The following is a 20,535-nucleotide window of genomic DNA, read 5'->3' as shown; positions in this document are numbered from 1 at the left end:
CTCGGCTTCGTGTATGACGCTCGTCTTCGTCTCGTTCCCGACGCCAGCGCGCACCCGGAGGTGCGCCCAGTGAAAGTCGCCGAGGCGGTCCCCGAGTTCGCAGACGCCTTCGGGTTCGAGGAGTTCAACCGGATGCAGCGCGAGGCGCTGCCCGCCATCCTCGACACCGACCACAACGTCGTCGCCTCCGCGCCCACCGCCAGCGGGAAGACGGCGCTCGCCGAACTCGCCATCTGTCGGACCCTCCGCGACGAGGGGACGGCGCTTTTCATCGCGCCGCTCCGCGCGCTCACCACCGAGAAGGAGACCGAGTGGGAGCGCTTCGAGGACCTCGGCTACTCGGTGTACGTCGTCACCGGCGAGCGCGACCTGAACCCGCGGCGGGCCGCTCGCGCCGACATCCTCGTGATGACGCCCGAGAAGACCGACTCCGCGACCCGGAAACACGACTCGGCGCGCTACTCGTTCATCGAGGACGTCGACTGCGTCGTCATCGACGAGGTCCACCTGCTGGACTCCGAGACCCGCGGCGGCGTCCTCGAAGTCACCGTCTCACGGATGCGCCGCATCTGCGACCCCCGCATCGTCGCGCTTTCCGCGACCATGCCCAACATCGACGACGTGGCGGCGTGGCTCGACGCGCCGGACGAGACGACCTTCGAGTTCGGCGACGACTACCGCCCCGTCGACCTGCACGCGGGCGTCAAAACCTACACCCACGGCGAGAACTCCTTCGCCGACAAGTACCGCCGACTCTACCGGGCGTTCGACCTCGCGGAGCCCCACATCCGCGACGGCGGCCAGTCGCTCGTCTTCGTCTCCTCGCGGCAGGACGCCGTCCGCGCGGCCGCCAAGGCCCGCGACGAACTCGCGAAGCGCGACGTGCCAATCGGCGCGCGCGGCGACTACGACTTCCACAACGAGGCGAAGGAACTGAGCAACGACTCGCTCGCCAAGGGCGTCTTAGACGGCGTCGGCTTCCACCACGCCGGCCTCTCTCGGGACGACCGCGAGGCCGTCGAGGAGTGGTTCAAGGAAGGTAAGATTCAGCTCCTGTTTTCGACCTCCACGCTCGCGTGGGGCGTGAACCTCCCCGCCCGCTGTGTCGTCATCCGCGACACGAAACACCACGACCCCCTCGAAGGCGAGGTGGACATCTCGCCGCTCGACATCCTCCAGATGCTCGGCCGCGCGGGCCGCCCCGGCTACGACGACGTGGGCTACGGCTGGGTCGTCTGCGACCGCTCGGACCAGAACAAGTACCGTCGTCTACTCCGCGAGGGCAAGGAAATCGAGTCACGCCTCGCCGAGGACCTCGACTCGCACCTCAACGCCGAAATCGCCATGGGGACCATCCGCGACCTCGACGACGTGCTGTCGTGGCTGGAGACGACGTTCTACTACCGCCGGGCGCAGTCGAACCCGGCGGCCTACGACTTCGAGGACCTCCGCGAGCGCGTCCGCGACGTGCTCGACCGCCTCGTCTCCCGCGGCTTCGTCGAGATGGACGACGACCTCTCTATCGACGCGACCCCGCTCGGCCGACTCACCTCGAAGTACTACCTCCGCCTCGGGACCGCCTCCCGCTTCGCCGACCTCGCCGAGCGCGACCGCATCACCGCCGACGACATCCTCGAAACCGTCGCTGGCGCGGCCGACTTCCGGCAGGTGTCGGCGCGTCAGTCCGAGGTCGACGCCGTCGACTCGGTGCTGACGGGCGTCTCGACCACGCTCGAAGACGGCCCGAAGAAGGTGCTCGCCATCCTCCACGCCAGCATGGCGAACTCGACGCCGAGCGAACTCCGGAGCGACGCGTGGGTCATCAAGCAGAACGCGCTCCGACTCCTCTCCGCGCTCCGCGAGTTCCTCGACACCTTCGCGGACGCCCGCGCTGCCAACCTCGCAAAGCGCGTCGAGGCCCGCGTCGACAACGGCGTCAGCAGCGACGCCGCGGCGCTCACGGCCGTCGACGGCATCGGTCCCGGCCGCGCGCGAAAGCTCGCGACCGGCGGGCTCTCCACCCCGGCCGACGTGGTCGACGCCGGCGTGAAGGAACTCACCCGCGCGGGCCTCTCGCAGGGCGTCGCCGAGCGCGTCATCAAGAGCGCGAAGGACCTCCCCGCACCCGACATCGACTGGGGGGACTTCCCCGAGTCGGTCGCCCGCGGCGAGAGCGACATGCACGACATCCGCGTGCGGAACGACGGCGGCGGTGGCTCTGTCGGTATTCGCGTCACCGTCAACGACGTGGAGATGTCGGCGAAGACGTGCTACCTCTCCGACGAGGTGACCGTCCCTGTCGGCGTCTTCGGCGCGACGGACGACGAACTGGAGTTTGTCGTGGAAGTCACGTTCCCCGACCTGCCGCTGCTCCCGATTCGGGAGACGCGGACGGTTCGGGTCGAATAGCAGAAACCGCGGTGTCAGCCGTTCTTCAGCCGTTTTCTCGGTCGATTTCGGCTACTCCTCGCCGAGCAACGCCGCCCGCAACTCTTCGGGCCCGTTCACGATTTCGTCCGCCCGCGAGAGGTCGAGGTCGGCGTTCTGTCCGCCGCGGTAGGCGATGGTGTACGCGCCGGACCGCACGGCGGCCTCGATGCCGTTTATCGAGTCCTCGATGACGACGCACTCCTCGGGTGCGACGCCGAACTCGGCGGCGGCGTGCTCGTAGATGTGGGGTTCGGGCTTGCCGGGGTCGTCGATGTCGTCGGCCGAGAGCACGAGGTCGAGGGGGTCGAGGTCGAACCGCTCGCGGATGGTCGAAATCCAGTCCTGCGGGGCCGACGAGACGATTGCCACCTGCTTGCCCGCCGCGCGGAGGTCCGAAAACAGCTCCTCCGCGCCGTCCATCAGGACGACATTTTCGCCGTAGACGCCCTCGGCGTTCTCGTGGTACGCCGCGACGAACTGGTCTTTCGTGACGGTCGTCCCGTACTCCGCGTCGAGGTAGTCGTATATCTCGCGGAAGTTCATCCCCGTTATCTCCTCGTGGTCGGGGTCGCCGGACTCGATGGCGTCGGCGAACACCCACTCGTCCTCGAAGGCGTGCCAGTACTGCTCGGAATCGACCAACACTCCGTCCATGTCGAACAGCACGACGTTCGCGTCCATGGTTCGCCCTCGGCCGCGGCCGACCAAAGACCTTCGTGCCGCGGCATGGCTGATGAACCCCCGTACGAAGGTTCAAATCGGAACCCGGAACCACCCCGCTCCATGGATTCGATACGCGTCTTCGCCGGCGACTGCACCGTCAGCTTCGAGGGCTCCCGCGACCGCACCCAGCGCGGGCGGGTCGTCGTCGTGGCCAAGCCCGACCGCACCGTCCTCGTCCACGACGCCGGGGGCTACCAACCCGTCGCGTGGCTGACCCGCGCCGACTCGCTGACCGTCGAGTCCGGACCGGGGTCGTTCGGCCTCGTGGCCCGCGCCGGCGACCAGACCCTCACGGTCGAGTCGAACGACGTGACCGGCCGCGCCGAGTACCCCGCGAGCGACGCGGGCGTCCCGGTCGGTTCGCACCCCGACACCGGCGACCCGCTCGTCAGGACCAACGGCTCCGTCGTCGCTCTCGATTCGGGGACCGAGTATCGACTGCCAGCGGGCGCAACCGTCCTCGACGAGACCTGTGGCGACTGTGGCCTGCCTTTGATGCGCGTCGAGCGCGGCGCGCCGTTCGAGGTGTGCATCGACCGCGGGTGCGACCCGCTGGACGACCGCGTGAGAGACCGCTTTGACGGCGAGTGGTCCTGTCCGGACTGCGGGTCGCCGCTCCGCATCATCCGGCGGAGCGGCCGCCTGCTCGCCGGCTGTGACGCCTCCCCCGAGTGTGAAACGGCGTTTTCCCTCCCCGCGGGCGTCGTTGGCGACGACTGCGACTGCGGCCTCCCGATATTCGAGACGAGTCGCGGCCGGCGGTGTCTCGACTCGACCTGCGAGGTCGCATGAGCCGACGCCCACGCATAGGGCAGCAAGACGGGGGACGACGACCGTGGCCCCGCCGCTGGCGACACGGCCGGCCGAGCGGTGCGCGTCCGGAACCGCGGCCGCGACGAGTCGACGCTGGCGGTCATCCCGACGCTCCCGCGCGCCGCGCCGCCGGCATCGCAGGCCCTTTGTCGTCGCCGCGCCCCGATTCGGGTATGCAAGGACGCCTCGAAGACGGCGTCGTCCACCTCCCGGGCGACGCTCGACAGCGGTTCCACGACTCCCGCGGCTACGGGAGACCCACCGGCGGCGACGACCTCGAGGTCGCGCCCGTCGAGGCCGCCCACCTGCTCTCGCGGGACGACATCGACGGCGTGGACGGGATGGGCCTGCGCGAACTCCTCGCGCGCACCGGGACCACCCTCGACTTCGTCGTCTACAAAGACCTCCGCGACCGCGGGTTCTACCTCTCGCCCGCCCGCGAGGGCTGGCCCGGCGTCGCGGACGCCGCTGACGCGGACTTCCTCGTCTACCCCCGCGGGAAGGGTCCGTGGGACGGCGAGGTCGAACACCGGGTCCGCGTCGTCGGCGAGCGCGAGAGTATCCCCGTCTCGTCGCTCGGCGAGGTGGTCCTCGCCATCGTCGACGAGGACGGCGACCTGACGTACTTCGACACCGAGGGGGACGACCCCGAGGGGACGGCCGCGGAAGACCTCCCGGCCGACCTCGACGCGGAACTCCTCTCGGACCGCGCGCTCGTCTGGGACGGGGTCGACCGCCTCTACCAGCGCGGCTTCTTCGGCCAGCGGTTGTACGGAAGAAACGCCGACAGCGGCCCGCTCCAACTGTCGCTCCTCGAAGCCGCGTACCTCGCCCGCGCCGACGCGCTCGCCATCGACGAGGCCGACGTGGTCTCCCGCGGCCGCGACGTCGAGGGCGACCGATTCGACCGCAGGCTCGCGGTCTACGCCGCGCTCCGGGAGGCCAAGACGGTCCCCAAAAGCGGCTTCAAGTTCGGCTCTGACTTCCGCGTCTACACGGAGTTTGAGTCGGTGTCGGACCTCTCGCACTCCGAGTTCCTCGTGCGCGTGGTCGCGCCCGACCACACGTTCGTCCCGCGGGACCTCTCGCTCGACGTGCGCCTCGCCGGCGGTGTCCGCAAGCGAATGGTTTTTGCGCTGACCGACGACAACGGAGAGATAGACTGGCTTTCGGTCAGTCGGCTCACGCCATGACAGACGACGAACCCGCGGAGCGCATCCGCACCGATGGAGGCACAGCAGAGGGAGCAGATGACGTCGCCCTCGACCCGTGGGGCTCGTCGACCGTCTCCGACTACCGGAAGCTGTTCGAGGAGTTCGGCATCGAGGAGTTCGACGAGGTGCTCGACGAGGTGCCGAACCCGCACTACCTGATGCGCCGCGGGGTCATCTTCGGCCACCGCGACTACCGGCCGGTCCTCGACGCCATGCGAAACGGCGACGACTTCGCCGTCCTCTCGGGCTTCATGCCGACGGGCGACCCCCACATCGGCCACAAGCTCGTCTTCGACGAGATAATCTGGCATCAAGAGCAGGGCGGCGACGCCTACGGCCTCATCGCCGACATGGAGGCGCACTCCGCCCGCGGCATCCCGTGGGACGAAATCAACGAGCACAGCCGCGACTACCTGCTGTCGCTCATCGCGCTCGGGTTCGACCCCGAGGAGGGCGAACTCTACCGACAGTCGGACAACGACCGCCTCCAGCGGCTCGCGTTCGAACTCGGTGGGAAGGCCAACTTCTCGGAGTTCCAGTCCATCTACGGCTTCGACGGCGAGACCAACGTCTCGCACATGCAGTCGGTCGTCACGCAGATGGCCGACATCCTCTACCCGCAGTTGGACGACCCCAAGCCGACGGTCATCCCGGTCGGCCCCGACCAGGACCCCCACGTCCGGTTCGCCCGCGACCTCGCCATCCGGATGCGATTCTTCAAGGTGACCGAGGCGTTCGCGAGCTTCGAACTCGACGACGCCGAGCGCCCGCTCGTCGCGGCCGCCCACGACGCCCGCGAGGCGTACGCCGAGGACGCCGATATGCCGCGGTGCGGCGAGGCGGCCGAGTGGCTCGCCGACGCCGACCTCGACGCGGCCGGCGTGCTCGTTTCCGAGTCAGTCCGCGAATCGGCGGTCGAGAAGCTCGAAAACGCCGGGATGGAACCGCTCCGCCCGCGGATTCGGTTCTTCGCGCGGCAGGCGACCGACGAGGCGTTCGAGGCGCTCATCGAGGACATCGAGGGCGAAAAGCGCCGGTACGACCAGCACATCGACGCGTTCGACATGGACGTCGACGAGGCCGAAGACCTCGCCCGCGAGGTCGAGGCCCATCACGGCGGCTACGGTTTCATCCCGCCGTCCTCTATCTACCACCGCTTCATGACCGGCCTCACCGGCGGCAAGATGTCGTCGTCGATTCCGGCGAGCCACATCTCGCTTCTCGACGCGCCCGAGGAGGGCTACGACAAGGTGAAGTCGGCGACGACCGGCGGCCGCGACACCGCCGACGAACAGCGCGAACTCGGCGGCGAGGCCGACAAGTGTCCGGTGTACGAGCTGTACGCCTACCTGCTGACGGGCGACGACGACGACCTCGCCAAGGAGGTCTACGACGAGTGCGTCGGCGGCGAGCGCCTCTGCGGCGGCTGCAAGGAGCAGGCGGCGACGATGATGCGGGAGTTCCTCGAAGACCACCACGAAAAGCGCGAGGAGGCCGCGGAAGTCCTCGATTCGCTGGACATCGACTTAGAGACGGAGCGGCGGGGGGTTGCCGCCGAGCACTAGTGAGGCGGTAACGCCACCCATCGCCCACACGACCGCTCACAACCCCACTTCTTCTCCCACGCCGCGCGCGTTCGACTTCTCGTAGAGGTACTCGGCGGTCGCGGCGTCGAGCACCGCCGAGCCGACGCTCTCGACCACCAGAATCTCGTCGTCGTCGTCGCGGCCGGCGTCGCCCTCGAACACCGCCGAGAGCGGAATCAGGTCGGACTCGTCGAGAGCGGCCCCGCGCACGTCGCCGATATCGGCGACTTCCTCGGGCACGTCGGCGAACACCCGCGCGGCCCGCTCGAACGTCTCGGCGTCGAGTTCCCGCATCTCGGGCGTGTAGGCCCCGACGGCGACGACGAGGGTCCCGGGGTCGAGCCACGAGCCGTCGAAGACGGGCGTCTCGCTCGTCGTCGCGGTGACGACGACGTTCGCCCCGGAGACGGCCGCCTCGGGGGAGTCGACCGCTTCGGCGGGGAGGCCGTCAGCGCGGAGGTCGGCGGCGCACGCCTCGCGGGAGTCGCTCGGGGAGTAGACCCGGACCGACTCGACCGCGGAGCCGACGGCGACGGCGCGGCTCTGCCAGCGGGCCTGCGTGCCCGCGCCGAGGACGCCGAGTCGGACCGGGTCGGCGGCGAGGTACTCCGCGGCGAGCCCGCCGATACAGCCCGTGCGGGCGCTGGTAATCGTCGTCCCGTCGAGGAGCGCGAGCGGGAGGCCGGTCGTCGCGTCGGTGAGGACGACCTGCGCGTTCACCGTCGAAAGGCCGTGCGAGACGTTCTCGGGATGGACGGACGCGAGCTTCGTCGCGTACACCTCGCGCCCGTGGATGTACGCCGGCATGGTGAGGCCGGTGCCGAGCGGGTCGTCCCGCCCTGCCGGTTCCACATCTGTGCCCGCGATACCCTCGCCGCCGGTCCCGTCCCGAACCCTGTCGATGTCGATGCCGACCGGGAAGTGCGGTCTCGGGGGGCGTTCGACCTCGCCGCGACCCTGCTTGACGAACGCCTCCTCGACGACGGGAAACAGCTCCGCGAGCGACAGTAACTCGCCGACGGCGTCGGCGGAGAGTATACGGACCATACCCGGACGACTCGTCGCGGTCGGGTGAAAACATTGCGCCTCGCTAGTGAGTGACAGACAAGCTCATGTCGGTGGCGAATCAGACAGGACCATGCACGTCCTCATCGTCGGCGGCGGGGTCGTCGGGCTCGCCTGCGCCCACGCGCTGGCCGACCGCGGAGCCGAGGTCACCGTCTGCGAGGCGGGGACGCTCGGTGGTGGCAGCACGGGTCGCGCGGCGGGCGGCATCCGAACGCAGTTCTCGACGCGCGTGAACGTCGAACTCTCGCTCGCGAGCGTCCCCGTCTGGGAGTCCTTCGCGGACGACTTCGGCGTCGACATCGACTACCGGCGCTCCGGCTACCTCTTTCTGGCCCGGAGCGAGGAGACCGCCGCGGCGTTCCGGGAGAACGTCGCCATGCAGACCGACGCGGGCGCGCCGAGTCGCGTCCTCTCGCCCGCGGAGGCCACCGAGTACCTCCCGGAGCTCCGGACCGAGTCGTTCGTCGCGGCGACCTTCTCGGCCGCCGACGGCGTCGCCGACCCGCACTCCGCGGTTCAGGGCTACTCGGACGCGGTCCGCGTCGCCGGCGTCGACGTTCGGACGAAGACGCCCGTGACCGACCTCGCTCGTGTCGGCGACGACGGGCTCGACGACGGTGCGACCGAGACCGCAGCTGCGACCGCTGCCGATTTCGGCGGCTGGCGGGCCGAGACGCCCGACGGCCCCATCGACGCCGACGCGGTCGTCGTCGCCGCGGGCGCGTGGTCCGGTCGGGTCGCGGCGCTCGCGGGCGTCGACCTCCCACTCGCGCCGCGCCGTCGACAGATAGCCGTCGTGGAACCCGAGGGCGACCTTCCGGCGGACGCACCGCTCACCATCGACCTCGACACGGGTGCGTACTTCCGGCCGGAGCGGGAGGGGACCGCCATCGTCGGCGGACACTTCTCGGAGTCGGACCCCGACGCGGACCCAGACCGGTTCGACGAGTCGATGGACCTCGAGTGGGCGGTTGAGGCGACGGAGCGGGCCGACGACGCCGCGGCTTACTTCGGCCCGGAGACGCGGATTCGAAACGGCTGGGCCGGGTTGTACGCCGTGACGCCCGACCACCACGCGATTCTGGACGAGGTCGCCCCCGGTCTCGTCGTCGCGGCGGGCTTCTCGGGTCACGGCTTCCAGCACGCGCCCGCCACGGGCGAGGCCGTCGCCGACTTGTGTCTCGGCGAGGACGTCTGTGGGGTGGACGTGTCGGCGCTGTCGCTCGACCGGTTCGAGTCGGGTGAGATGCTCCGCGAGCGGAACGTGGCGTAGGAGAATCCGGGAAGCTCGGCTCAGGCGCTCATATCGACCACGGCGCGGAGTTCGCCGAGGACGCGCACGGGGTCGGCGACGTCGCGCGACGCGAGGACGCGAAAGCCGGTGTCGCCCTCGTCTTCGACGACGCGGTAGGTCCGTTCGCCGTCGTCGAACTCGTAGGGCGGCGAGGCCCGGACGAGGACGGCCTCGACGTCGTCTCTGTCGTCCGGTCGGTTCGGGGGTTTGACGATGAGCGACGCCTCGTGGCCGAGGCGAATCGCCGAGAGGGTCGTGTCCAGGTCTCGCATTCGTCTTCGCCGTCTCTCCGTCGGCCGGTACCAAGAACGTATCTGCGTTCGGACTGACTCGGGATGGACGCGCAACGCTTTTACTCGGCACTCACAATCGGTCGCATATGGTATCCGAACCCAAACGCGGGACGCGAGCGAGCGAACCGACCACCGACGGGTTCGGATTTTTCTTCCTGACCGCCTGAGGTCGGCGGACTCCGGTCGGGCGTCATCGCGCCCGCCGGACGAAACCGACCCCGCCGGTCAGCCCCGCCAGCGCGGCGAGGCTTCGAAACTGCTAACCGACCACCAGACGGCTAACGCCACAACGAACCAGATGCGACTTCCGGAATCACAGGTCGCGGTGTTGAACGCCGCGAGCGCCACCGACGAACGAACGATTGCACAGCTCGCGGAGGCGACGGACCAGAAGCCCGAGACGGTGACGGGTGCGGTCTTCGACCTCCGCGACGAGGGACTCGTCTCGGTCACCGAGACCGCGGCGGAGTCCGTCGAACTGACCGACGAGGGCGTCGAATACGCCGAGGAGGACCTCCCCGAGGTCCGGCTCTACCGTGCCGCGCTCGACGTGGGCGACGGCGACGCGGTCCCGATGGGACAGGTCATCGGCGCGTCCTCCCTCGGCGGCCCGCAGGTCGATATCGCGCTGTCGAACTTCGCGCGCAAGGGCTACGGGCACATCGATTCGGGCGAACTCGCGCCCGACGCGGGCGCCGACCCCGACGCCGACGAGGAGGCCGCCGCGCTCGCGGCCCTCGCCGCGGGCGAGTCCGTCGACGCCGACGTGCTCGACCAGCTCGAATCGCGGCAGCTCGTGGTCCGCCACGAGCGCACCATCCGCGCCGTCACTCTCACAGACGAGGGCGTCACGGCGCTGATGGAGGGCGTCGAGGCGGCGGAGACGGTCGACCGCCTCACGCCCGAGCTGCTCACCTCCGGCGAGTGGGAAGACGTGGAGTTCACCGAGTACAACGTCGAGGCCGACGCGCCCGAGGCCCGCGGCGGCAAGAAGCACATCCTCCGGCAGACCGCCGACCGCGTGAAGGACGTGCTCACCGGCATGGGATTCGCCGAGATGGAAGGCCCGCACGCCGACGCGGACTTCTGGATCAACGACTGTCTGTTCATGCCGCAGGACCACCCGGCGCGCACCCACTGGGACCGCTTCGCCCTCGACGTGCCGCCGATGGAGGACATTCCCGAGGACCTCATCGACCGCGTCCGCGACGCCCACCTCAACGGCGTCGGCGAGGACGGCGACGGCTACCACTCGCCGTGGTCCGAGGACTTCGCGCGGGCCATCGCGCTCCGTGGCCACACCACGTCGCTGTCGATGCGCTACCTCTCGGGCCACGAGGTCGGCGAGTTAGAGCCGCCGCAGCGGTACTTCTCGGTCGAGAAGGTGTACCGCAACGACACGCTCGACCCGACGCACCTGCTGGAGTTCTACCAGATAGAGGGCTGGGTGATGGCCGAGGACCTCTCGGTGCGCGACCTGATGGGCACCTTCGAGGAGTTCTACTCCCACTTCGGCATCACGGACATCCAGTTCAAGCCGCACTACAACCCCTACACGGAGCCGTCGTTCGAGCTGTTCGGCCGACACCCCGAGACGGGCGAACTCATCGAAATCGGTAACTCCGGCATGTTCCGCGAGGAAGTGCTTCGCCCGCTCGGCGTCAAGTGCGACGTGATGGCGTGGGGTCTCGCCCTGGAGCGTCTCCTGATGCTCATGTACGGCTTCGACGACATCCGCGACGTGCACGGAACGCTGTGCGACCTCGACCTGCTCCGCGAGACGGAGGTGCTCAAGTAATGCCCGTAGTCGACGTTCAACCCGACGAACTGCGCCGCCTGACCGGCCACGAAGACAAGTCCGACGAGGAGTTCAAAGACGACCTGTTCGCGCTCGGACTGGAGTTCGAGGGCGTCACAGACGACGGGGCGTTCCAACTGGAGTTCGGCCCCGACCGCCTCGACCGCCTGTCGGTCGAAGGTGTCGCCCGCTCGCTCCGTTACCAGTACGGCGACGCTCGCGGCGTCTCGGTGCCGAACACGAACGACCCCGACTGGACCTTCGTCGTCGACGACGAGGTTCCCGACGAGCGCCCCTACGTCACAGGCGCGGTCGTCCGCGGGGTCGACTTGGACGACGCGGCGCTCGACTCGCTCATCCAGTTGCAGGAGAAACTCCACGCGACGATGGGTCGCAAGCGCGCCAAGGGAGCCATCGGCATCCACGACCTGACGATGCTGAAAGGCGACGTGCTCTCGGAGAACGCCTCCGGCAACTCCATCACGTACACGGGCATCGAACCCGACGGCGACACCTTCGTCGCGCTCGACTCGAACGACGAACTCACGCCCGCCGAGGTGCTCGAACAGCACGACACCGGGCGGAAGTACGCCGACCTCGTGAGCGAGTACGACCGCTATCCGGCCATCTACGACGAAATCGGTCTGTTCTCGTTCCCGCCGGTCATCAACGGCCGCCGGACCGAGGTCTCGACGGACTCCCGCGACCTGCTCGTCGAACTCACCGGCACCGACCAGTGGACCATCGACCGGATGTGCAACATCATCTGCTACGCGCTGGCCGCCCGCGGGGCGACCATCGAGGATGTCGAGGTCCAGTACGAGGAAGGGACCGTCGTCAAGCCCGACTTCGAAGTCGAGACGAAACACGTCTCCCACGACCGCATCGAGACGGTCCTCGGCGTCGAGTTGGAGATGGACGAGGTCATCGACCTGTTCGAGCGCTCCGGCCTCGACGCGGACGCCGAGTTGGGCGAAGAGACCGTCTACGAGGTCTCTATCCCGCCGTACCGCGTGGACGTGCTCCACCCGCTCGACCTCGTCGACGACGTGGGCCGCGCCTACGGCTTCAACGAGCTCGAACCGCGCTATCCCGACGTGGGGACGGTCGGCCAGCGCCACGAGCGCTCCCGACTCGAAGACGCCGTTCGCACCTCACTCGTCGGTCTCGGCTTCGAGGACCTCCTCAACTTCCACATGATTTCGGAGGAGGAGAACTACGCGCGCATGGACGTCGAGGTCGGTTCCGAGTACCTCGGCGGCGGCGAACCCGCCTCCATCACCGAGCCGTACAGCGAGGACTACACCATGCTCCGGACGTGGGTGCTGCCCTCGCTGACGATGGTGCTGGAGAACAACACCCACCGGGCGTACCCGCAGGACCTCGCGGAAATCGGCCACGCGGCCCACCGCGACGATGACGAGAACACTCGCGTCGCCGAGGCCCGGCACGTCGCGGCCGTCCTCGCCCGTCACGACGCGACCTACGAGGACGCGAAGGCCCGCCTCGCGGCGCTCTGCCGCGACTTCGACGCGGAACTGGAGACGCCCGCTACCGAGCATCCGTCGTTCATCGACGGCCGGACCGCCGCGGTCGTCATCGACGGCGAGGAAGTCGGCGTCGTCGGCGAACTCCACCCGAAGGTCATCGTCGACCACGACCTCGAACTGCCGGTCGCGGCGTTCGAGTTCGACCTGTCGGCGCTGGCGTAGGTTTTCGGACGGTTCTTTTTGGTCCAGATTTTGCGCGGCGAGCGGAGCGCGTCGCGGAAAACGGTGGGAGCTTCGACCTGTCGGAGCTGTCACAGGACCGCGGGCGGATTTTTGACGGTCCACGGGCCGAAACCGGATAACTTGGGGTAATTTTACACCTCCAGTAATTCTTTTCATGCATTTGGTCAGGACGCGATAGAAACCTTTAGGACGCGAGTCGTCGCCTTTTCTGTATGAACGATAATGATGTACGCCGCGAGACGCTGGCGGTGACCCACGGCGAGCGCGGGCAGGCCCCGGCTCCGGGTGTCGAGGACGTCGTCGTTCCAGTCCATCTCTCTTCGACCTACGCGGTGCCGACCATCGACCCCGACGCGGACTTGGAGACGCTCGACCCCGACGCGGGCGAGTATCTCTACTCGCGGCTGTCGAATCCGACGCGGAACGCGCTGGAACACCGGCTCGCGGCGCTCGAAGGTGCCGACCACGCGCTGGCGTTCGTCTCCGGCACGGCGGCCATCGCCGCGACGATGACCGCCGTGGTCCGGCCGGGCGACCACATCGTCGCGTTCGAGGACCTCTACGGCGGGACGAAGACGATGCTCAACCGGCTGTTCGCCGACCGGCTGAACGTGGACGTGTCGTTCGTCGACGCCACCGACCCGGAGAACGTCGCGGCTGCGATGCGCGAGGAGACGGCGCTCGTCTGGATGGAGACGCCGACGAACCCGCTCATGCACCTCTGCGACATCGAAGCCATCGCCGCCATCGCCGACGAGGGCGACGCGGTGTTCGGGGTGGACAACACCTTCCTCAGCCCGCAGTTCCAGAACCCGCTTTCGCTCGGGGCCGACGTGGTCGTCCACAGCACCACGAAGTACCTCAACGGTCACTCCGACTCCATCGGCGGCGCGGTCGTCACCGACCGCGAGGACGTACTGGAGGAGATTACCTTCCTCCAGCGCGTCGGGATGGGGTCGATGCTCTCACCGTTCGACTCCTACCTGACGCTCCGGGGAATCAAGACGCTCCCGCTGCGGATGCGCCAGCACGAGGCCAACGCGATGGAAATCGCCGAGTTCCTCGAATCCCACGAGGCCGTGACGCGGGTACTGTACCCGGGGCTGGAGTCCCATCCGCAACACGACCTCGCGGCGCGCCAGCAGTCGGGGTTCGGCGGGGTGCTGTCGTTCGAACTCGATACCGACCTCGACGGGACCGCCGAGTTCCTCGGCGAACTCCGGGAGTTCCCGCTGGCGGTGAGTCTCGGCGGCGTCGAGAGCCTCATCGAGCACCCGGCGACGATGACCCACTCGCCGCTCTCGCAGACCGAACGCGACGCGCTCGGCATCTCCGATTCGTTGCTTCGGATGTCCGTTGGCGTCGAGCACGTCGACGACCTTCGTTCGGACCTCGAGTCGGCGCTTTCGGTCCTGTAGGTAGTCACCGCTCTCGCGCCCGAATTCCGTTCCCTCGGGCACTTAACCGAGGCGTTTAACAGTCCGCCCGGCTGTAGGTACGCCAACGCAATGCCGAGCGGAGAATACGATCCGGAAACCGTCGAGGCGAAGTGGCAAGAGAGGTGGGTCGACGAAGACCTGTACGCGTACCCGGAGCGTGCGGTAGACCCCGACACCGTCTTCTCTATCGACTCACCGCCGCCGACGGTGTCCGGCAGCCTCCACTGGGGCCACGTCTACGGCTTCACCCTTCAGGACTTCGTCGCCCGGTTCAACCGGATGCGCGGCGACGAGGTGTACTTCCCGTTCGGTTACGACGACAACGGCATCGCGTCGGAGCTCCTGACCGAGGACGAACTCGGAATCAAACACCAGGACTACGAGCGACGCGAGTTCCAGAAGCTCTGCCGCGAGGTCACGGCGGAGTACGAAGGCGAGTTCACGGAGAAGATGCAGAACCTCGGCATCTCTATCGACTGGGACCAGACGTACCAGACGATTTCGCCCGAGGTCCAGCGCGTCTCCCAGCTCTCTTTCGTCGACCTCTACGACAAGGGTCGGCAGTACCGCCAGCGCGCCCCCGCCATCTGGTGTCCCGAGTGCGAGACCGCAATCTCGCAGGTCGAGACCGAAGACGACGAGCAGGGCTCGCACTTCCACGACATCGAGTTCGGCGTGGCCGACAGCGAGGAACAGCGTTCCTCTGGCAGTCGGACGGAGTCCGACGACAGCGAGGAGTCGTTCGTCATCTCCACGACGCGACCCGAACTGCTCCCCGCCTGCGTCGCCGTCTTCGTCCACCCGGACGACGACGACAACGAGCACCTCGTCGGACAGGAAGCGGAGGTTCCGCTGTTCGGACAGCGGGTTCCCATCCTCGAAGACGAGCGCGTCGACTTGGAGACGGGTACGGGCCTCGTCATGTGCTGTACCTTCGGCGACCAGACCGACATCGAGTGGTATCAGGCCCACGACCTGCCGCTCCGCGTCGCCATCGACGAGTCCGGAACGATGACCGAGGAGGCCGACGAGTACGCCGGTCTCTCCGCCGACGAGGCGCGGGAGGCCATCGTCTCCGACCTCGACGACGCCGGGGCACTCCTCGACAAGCGCGCCATCACGCACACGGTCAACGTCCACGAGCGCTGCGGCACGAGCGTCGAGTTCCTCGTCAAGGACCAGTGGTACATCAAACTGCTCGACAAGCGCGAGGAGTATCTCGAAGCCGGCGAGCAGATGGACTGGTACCCCGAGAAGATGTTCACGCGGTACAAGAACTGGATTGAGGGTCTCCAGTGGGACTGGGCCATCTCGCGGCAGCGCTCCTCGGGGATTCCGTTCCCCGTCTGGTACTGCGAGGACTGCGAGCACGTCGTCATCGCCGACCGCGAGGACCTGCCGGTCGACCCGCTCTCGGACGACCCGCCGGTCGACGCCTGCCCCGAGTGCGGCCACGACGAGTTCGCCGCCGAGGACGACGTGTTCGACACGTGGGCGACCTCGTCGCTCACGCCCCTCATCAACGGCGGCTGGGACTGGAACCCAGAGACGGAGGAGATGGAACTCGAACGGCCCGAACTCTACCCGTTCGACATGCGCCCGCAGGGCCACGACATCATCTCCTTTTGGCTGTTCCACACGGTCGTCAAGTGCTACGAGCACACCGGCGAGGTCCCGTTCGACAGCGTCATGATAAACGGGATGGTCCTCGACGAGAACCGCGAGAAGATGTCGAAGTCCGTCGGTAACGTCGTCTCGCCTGACGAGGTCTTAGAGAAGTTCCCGGTCGACGCCGCCCGCTACTGGGCCGCCGGGAGCGCCGTCGGCGACGACCTGCCGTACCAGGAGAAGGGCCTCGTCGCGGGCGAGAAACTCATGCGGAAGCTCTGGAACGCCTCGAAGCTCGTCGAGAGCCTCACCGAGGACGCGCCCGCCGAGTTCGACCACGACGACCTGAAGGCCATCGACCGCTGGCTTCTGGCCTCGCTCGACCGCGAACTCGAGTTCGTCACTGAGAAACTGGAGAACCGCGAGTTCTCGAAGGCGCGCGACCGCCTGCGCAGTTTCTTCTGGCACACGTTCTGCGACGACTACCTCGAAATCGCCAAACAGCGCGTCCGCGAGGGTGACGACCCCTCGGCGGCGTACACGCTCCAGACCGCCCACAAGCGGTTCCTGACCTGCTTCGCGCCCATCCTCGCGCACGTCACGGAGGAACTCTGGCGCGACATGTACGACGAAACGAGCGTTCACGACCAGCCGTGGCCCGAACCGCTCGGACTCGACGCCGACGTGGCGGCCGGCGAAACCGCGATGGCAGTCGTCGGCGCGCTCCGCAAGTACAAAAGCGACAACCAACTCTCGATGAACGCCCCCGTCGACCTCGTGCAGGTGTACGGCGACATCCACGGCTTCGAAGAGGACGTGAGCGGCGTCATGCACATCGAGGAACTCGAACTGCTCGGCGAGGAGCCCGAAATCGAGTCGGTCGTGACCGGCGTCGACCTCGACTACTCGCTCGTCGGCCCCGAGTACGGCGCGCAGGTCCCGGACATCGAGGCCGCCCTCGAAAGCGACGACTACGAGGTCGAAGACGGCGTCATGCACGTCGCGGGCGTCGAACTCGCGCCCGAGATGTTCACCATCGAGGAGTCCCGCGAGTACGTCGGCGAAGGCGACATGCTCGAAGCCGGCGACGCCATCGTCATCGTCCAGCACGCCGACTGAGGCGGCGACTCGTTCGTTTTCGTCCGCGTTCTTTTCCCGGTATTCGGTCGCTTAGCCGGCGGCCCGTCAGTCGTCGCCGCTCGGCACCGTCGTCTCGACCTCTGTCTCTGGCTCAGCTTCAGCCACATCTACGCCGCCGAAGGCGTCTCGCACCGCCATCGCGTCTTCGACGTGGGGAACCGTCATCGGATGGTTCGCGTTCGCATCGTCGGTGTTGACCTCCTCGGGGTCGGGGACGGTGAGTTGCACGTCCGGACCCGTGTCAATGCCCGTTTCGAACCGTATCGTCTCCGTGCCGAACAGGCGGTCGACGGCGTCGGTGGACACGCTGATGTCGGTGACCGCGCCGCGTTCGAGGCGGGCTTGCGGCTCGTCCAACAACACGTCGTGGGCGACGAGTACGTCGCCGTAGCACCGGAACTCGACGGGTCCGTAGGCGAGGCAGCGGGAGGCTCCTCGAACGGTACCGAACGCGCCAGCGAGGGTGAGCGGCGCGAGAGCGAGCGTCCCAGCGCCGAAGACGACGAGCGCGGCGGCGACGCCGTAGCACCACAGCACGCCGCTGGTGACCGTGTACCGGAGGCTCCGGTAGACCGCGTCGGACAGGGCGACCACGCGGGCGGGCGTGGTTCGATAGGTCGGTGCTCCTGCAGGAACCTCCACCGGGACCGGTTCTATCTCCGTCTCCTCGCTCCCGTAGAGTCGGTAGAAGATGCCCCGCTTTTCGCTCCGTTCGAGTTGGAGCGCGCGGAGGTCGTAGAGGAGCTTCAGGCCGACGAGGGCCACGAGAAACGCGTCGTTCTCGATTTCGACCGCGAACGGCCCGACGACGAACATCAGCAGTCCGACGGCGAACAGGAGTTTGAACGGAGGCAAGAGCACCGACCGGGCGGAGTGGTCGCGGTAGCCGCCCGCCGCGAAGTAGCCGGTGACCGTTTCGACGCCCCGGCCGACGAACACGCTCGCGCCGCCGAGGAGAATCTGTCCGGCGACTTCGTCGGTGACGACCGGACCGGTCAGGCTGAAGGTGCCGAAGGCGACGCCGAGTTCGACCGGGACGAGCAAGAACGCCGCGATGAGGAACGTCGGGACGTTCCGCGGGTAGCACGGCGGGAGGGGCCCTGGGAGCGAGACCGACCCTCGCTTGGCCTGTAACGCGCCGAACAGTCGGTCGCCGTCGCCGATGGCGTTGTTGGGGCGCTTCGCCGCGAAGGGTATCTTCACGAGCGTCCAGCACAACACGGCGGCGATTTCGGCGACGAACACGCCGAAGAGCACGGTCGGAGACCAGCCCAGGAACAGGACGCCGACGGGCGCGACGGCGTTCGAGGCGAGGACCGCCAGCACGCCGGAGTCACGAGGGGAGGGAGGGCGCACGACTTTTCAACCGGATGGGAAGAAAATCAGTCTTCGGTTCGTTATCACGCGCAGGTTCTCGGTCGTTGCGGCCGCAGTCGGCGAGGCTTCGGGCCGCTACAGTCCCGACCCGACGGCGTCGGCCACGTCGTCGAAGCCGTCGCGGTCGAGCAGGTCGAGGAGGCCGCGGTTGATGTCGCGGGCGATAGACGGTCCCTCGTAGACCATGCCCGTGTAGAGTTGGACCATCTCGGCCCCGGCGCGAATCTTTCTGTAGGCGCTTTCGGCGTCCGAGACGCCGCCGACGCCGACGACGGGCACGTCGGTCCGCTCGGCGATGAAGCGAATCATGTTCGTGGCCTCGGCCTCGATTGGCTTCCCGGAGAGGCCGCCGCGTTCTGCCCGGTTTGGGTTCCGCAGGGTGTCGGGCCGCGAGGTGGTCGTGTTGCTGGCGATGATGCCGTCGAGACCGAGTTCGTCGACGACTTCGAGCGCGTCCTCCACCGCGGGGTCCGGGAGGTCGGGCGACAGTTTCACGAGAAGCGGGTCGGCGCCGGCGTCGACGAGCGTCCCGAGAATCGCTTCGAGCGAGTCGCGGTTCTGTAGGTCGCGGAAGCCCTCGCTGTTGGGACACGAGACGTTGACGACGAAGTAGTCCGCGCCGTCGGCGACGCGCTCGTAGGTGTAGCGGTAGTCGTCGGGAGCCTCCTCGGCGGGCGTTACCTCCGAGAGCGCGAGGTTGACGCCGACAGGGATGTCCGGGAGGGGTCCGGCGGCGAGGCGCTCTCCGACCGCGTCCGCGCCCTCGTTGTTGAGGCCCATGCGGTTGATGAGCGCCTCGTCCTCGGGGAGGCGGAACATCCGGGGGCGCGGGTTACCGGGCTGGGGCTCCGCGGTGACGCCGCCGACTTCCACGTGGCCGAAGCCGAGCGCCGAGAGAACGGTGGGTATCTCGGCGTTCTTGTCGAACCCGGCCGCGACGCCGACCGGGTTCGGGAAGTCGAGGCCGAACGCGTTCGTCGCGAGTCGGGAGTCGTTTACGCGGTAGCGCCGCTCTAAGAGCGGTTCGACCGGAGTGCCGCGAGCGGTCGCGAGCAGTCCGTGGATGGTCCGGTGGGCAGTCTCCGGTGGAAACGAAAAGAGGAGTGGTTTGGCGAGGTGGTAGGGGTTCATTGCTCTCTGTCGTGCCTTCCGCTGGTGACGGGTCGGTTCGAGACGATACGTATCACGCGCTCAGAAGTCGTGTTCGACCTGGTCTGGGTCCGCTTTTTGGATGATGATTTTACCGTCCCGAACGCGGACGAACACCTCGTCGCCGATCTCCATTCCGGCGACTGCGAGTTCGTCTTCGTGGAGGTTGACATGGACGTTGTGGTACTCGCCGTTCTCGTCTTTGGCGCCACTCGGACTGAGCTTCTTTTTCCGGACCATCTGGGGGTCTATCCGTTGGTTCGCCGCAGGGGATACATAAGTGTTGTCTCCGTCCTCCCGGAGAGTGGTGATTTTCGCCGGAACCCGACCGTCTCGCAGCGAAGTCCGTCGCACCGTTGGCGAGGTGAGTCGGCGCGTCGAACCGGTCGAGTATATAAGTAACACGGCGTCGTCGGTCGAAATTCGTCGATATATTTATCATGTGCCATGTGGTTCATTGGCATAGAGGTGGAAAATCATGGTACGCGAGGACGGTAAGCGGAACTTCGTGCTCCGAGAGGAGGACGGTACAGAGACGAGCGTGTTTTCGGGCAGCATGCCGAGGCAAGCGGCGCTCAAGGCGGCCCGACGACTCGACCCCGCCGGGTCCGAAGACGACGCGAAGTCGGACGCGGTCGAGATTCGACTCCGGGAAAAGGGGACCGACAAGGTCCACATCTTCGACGCGTGGGCGTGGAACAGCAGCGCCCCGGAGGACAAGCCCGGCTGGATGGAGGGGAAGATTACCAAAGGAAACGTTTCCAAGAAGGGAATCGAGCACCTCGACGAGTAGCGCGACCGACGTTCACATTCTTATCGTGCGCACGCACGTGTAGCACTCGAGTCGTAGTCCTGTCTCTTATACACATC

Annotated in this window: 16 protein-coding genes; 10 read left to right on the top strand and 6 right to left on the bottom strand. The window is 67.6% G+C overall.

Translation table 11 applies throughout. The features are described 5' to 3' along the window. The first annotated feature begins 69 nt into the window (after positions 1-69). Complete coding sequence (locus tag C457_RS00120) at positions 70-2,409, top strand: DEAD/DEAH box helicase (protein WP_008090869.1); 2,340 nt, start codon at positions 70-72, stop codon at positions 2,407-2,409. 51 nt (positions 2,410-2,460) lie between these two features. Here C457_RS00120 and C457_RS00115 read toward each other — a convergent pair whose 3' ends face one another. Continuing rightward, a complete protein-coding gene (locus C457_RS00115) occupies positions 2,461-3,111 on the bottom strand; it encodes an HAD family hydrolase (protein ID WP_008090868.1) in 651 nt (216 codons plus the stop codon). A gap of 102 nt (positions 3,112-3,213) precedes the next feature. Between C457_RS00115 and C457_RS00110 the strand changes: the two genes are divergently transcribed. The 3 genes from C457_RS00110 (at position 3,214) to C457_RS00100 (ending at position 6,745) form a co-directional block, all read left to right on the top strand. Beyond that, positions 3,214-3,945 (top strand): Sjogren's syndrome/scleroderma autoantigen 1 family protein, encoded by a 732-nt coding sequence (locus C457_RS00110; RefSeq protein ID WP_008090867.1) that lies wholly within the window; start codon positions 3,214-3,216, stop codon positions 3,943-3,945. A 194-nt stretch (positions 3,946-4,139) separates the two neighbouring features. Next, the gene (gene endA / locus C457_RS00105) at positions 4,140-5,159 is read left to right on the top strand and encodes a tRNA-intron lyase (RefSeq protein WP_008090866.1); all 1,020 of its coding nucleotides are present in this window, start codon (positions 4,140-4,142) and stop codon (positions 5,157-5,159) included. Continuing rightward, positions 5,156-6,745, top strand: a complete 1,590-nt coding sequence (locus C457_RS00100; protein WP_008090865.1) for a tryptophan--tRNA ligase — start codon at positions 5,156-5,158, stop codon at positions 6,743-6,745. Before endA ends, C457_RS00100 begins: the two co-directional genes overlap by 4 nt. A gap of 36 nt (positions 6,746-6,781) precedes the next feature. Here C457_RS00100 and C457_RS00095 read toward each other — a convergent pair whose 3' ends face one another. Then, entirely contained in the window at positions 6,782-7,813 is a 1,032-nt protein-coding gene (locus C457_RS00095; RefSeq protein ID WP_008090864.1) for an ornithine cyclodeaminase family protein, read from the bottom strand. A gap of 91 nt (positions 7,814-7,904) precedes the next feature. Here C457_RS00095 and C457_RS00090 point away from each other — a divergent pair, with 91 nt between their 5' ends. Next, the gene (locus C457_RS00090) at positions 7,905-9,107 is read left to right on the top strand and encodes an NAD(P)/FAD-dependent oxidoreductase (protein WP_008090863.1); all 1,203 of its coding nucleotides are present in this window, start codon (positions 7,905-7,907) and stop codon (positions 9,105-9,107) included. Positions 9,108-9,127: 20 nt separating this feature from the next. On the opposite strand, the gene C457_RS00085 is transcribed toward C457_RS00090, so the two are convergent. Further along, complete coding sequence (locus C457_RS00085; RefSeq protein WP_004974211.1) at positions 9,128-9,400, bottom strand: hypothetical protein; 273 nt, start codon at positions 9,398-9,400, stop codon at positions 9,128-9,130. A 319-nt stretch (positions 9,401-9,719) separates the two neighbouring features. On the opposite strand from C457_RS00085, the gene pheS reads away from it, so the two are divergent. From pheS to C457_RS00065, 4 genes are all read left to right on the top strand, one after another. Next, on the top strand, positions 9,720-11,219 hold the full coding sequence (gene pheS, locus C457_RS00080) for a phenylalanine--tRNA ligase subunit alpha (RefSeq protein ID WP_008090862.1): 1,500 nt from the start codon (positions 9,720-9,722) through the stop codon (positions 11,217-11,219). Beyond that, positions 11,219-12,931: a phenylalanine--tRNA ligase subunit beta gene (gene pheT / locus C457_RS00075; protein ID WP_008090861.1), complete on the top strand. Its 1,713-nt coding sequence runs from the start codon at positions 11,219-11,221 to the stop codon at positions 12,929-12,931. Before pheS ends, pheT begins: the two co-directional genes overlap by 1 nt. 233 nt (positions 12,932-13,164) lie before the next feature. Beyond that, complete coding sequence (locus C457_RS00070) at positions 13,165-14,370, top strand: trans-sulfuration enzyme family protein (RefSeq protein ID WP_049913327.1); 1,206 nt, start codon at positions 13,165-13,167, stop codon at positions 14,368-14,370. 90 nt (positions 14,371-14,460) lie between these two features. Then, positions 14,461-17,118 carry a valine--tRNA ligase gene (locus tag C457_RS00065; protein WP_008090860.1) on the top strand — a complete coding sequence of 886 codons (2,658 nt, stop codon included), beginning with the start codon at positions 14,461-14,463 and terminating at the stop codon, positions 17,116-17,118. Positions 17,119-17,184: 66 nt separating this feature from the next. Here the strand turns inward: C457_RS00065 and C457_RS00060 are convergent, their stop codons facing one another. The 3 genes from C457_RS00060 to C457_RS00050 all read right to left on the bottom strand — a co-directional run bounded on the left by C457_RS00060 (position 17,185) and on the right by C457_RS00050 (position 19,905). Next, positions 17,185-18,495, bottom strand: coding sequence for a DUF6498-containing protein (locus tag C457_RS00060; RefSeq protein WP_275039349.1), 1,311 nt, complete (start codon positions 18,493-18,495; stop codon positions 17,185-17,187). 96 nt (positions 18,496-18,591) lie between these two features. Further along, the gene (locus C457_RS00055) at positions 18,592-19,647 is read right to left on the bottom strand and encodes a quinone-dependent dihydroorotate dehydrogenase (RefSeq protein WP_008090858.1); all 1,056 of its coding nucleotides are present in this window, start codon (positions 19,645-19,647) and stop codon (positions 18,592-18,594) included. A 60-nt stretch (positions 19,648-19,707) separates the two neighbouring features. After that, entirely contained in the window at positions 19,708-19,905 is a 198-nt protein-coding gene (locus C457_RS00050; RefSeq protein ID WP_004044784.1) for a hypothetical protein, read from the bottom strand. Between the two features lie 238 nt (positions 19,906-20,143). Between C457_RS00050 and C457_RS00045 the strand changes: the two genes are divergently transcribed. Next, complete coding sequence (locus tag C457_RS00045) at positions 20,144-20,458, top strand: non-histone chromosomal MC1 family protein (protein ID WP_004044781.1); 315 nt, start codon at positions 20,144-20,146, stop codon at positions 20,456-20,458. Positions 20,459-20,535: the final 77 nt, after the last annotated feature.

Source organism: Haloferax prahovense DSM 18310 (assembly GCF_000336815.1).
Lineage (GTDB): Archaea > Halobacteriota > Halobacteria > Halobacteriales > Haloferacaceae > Haloferax > Haloferax prahovense.
Note: the sequence above shows the minus strand (reverse complement) of the source record. Positions and strands in the feature narration are given on the sequence as shown.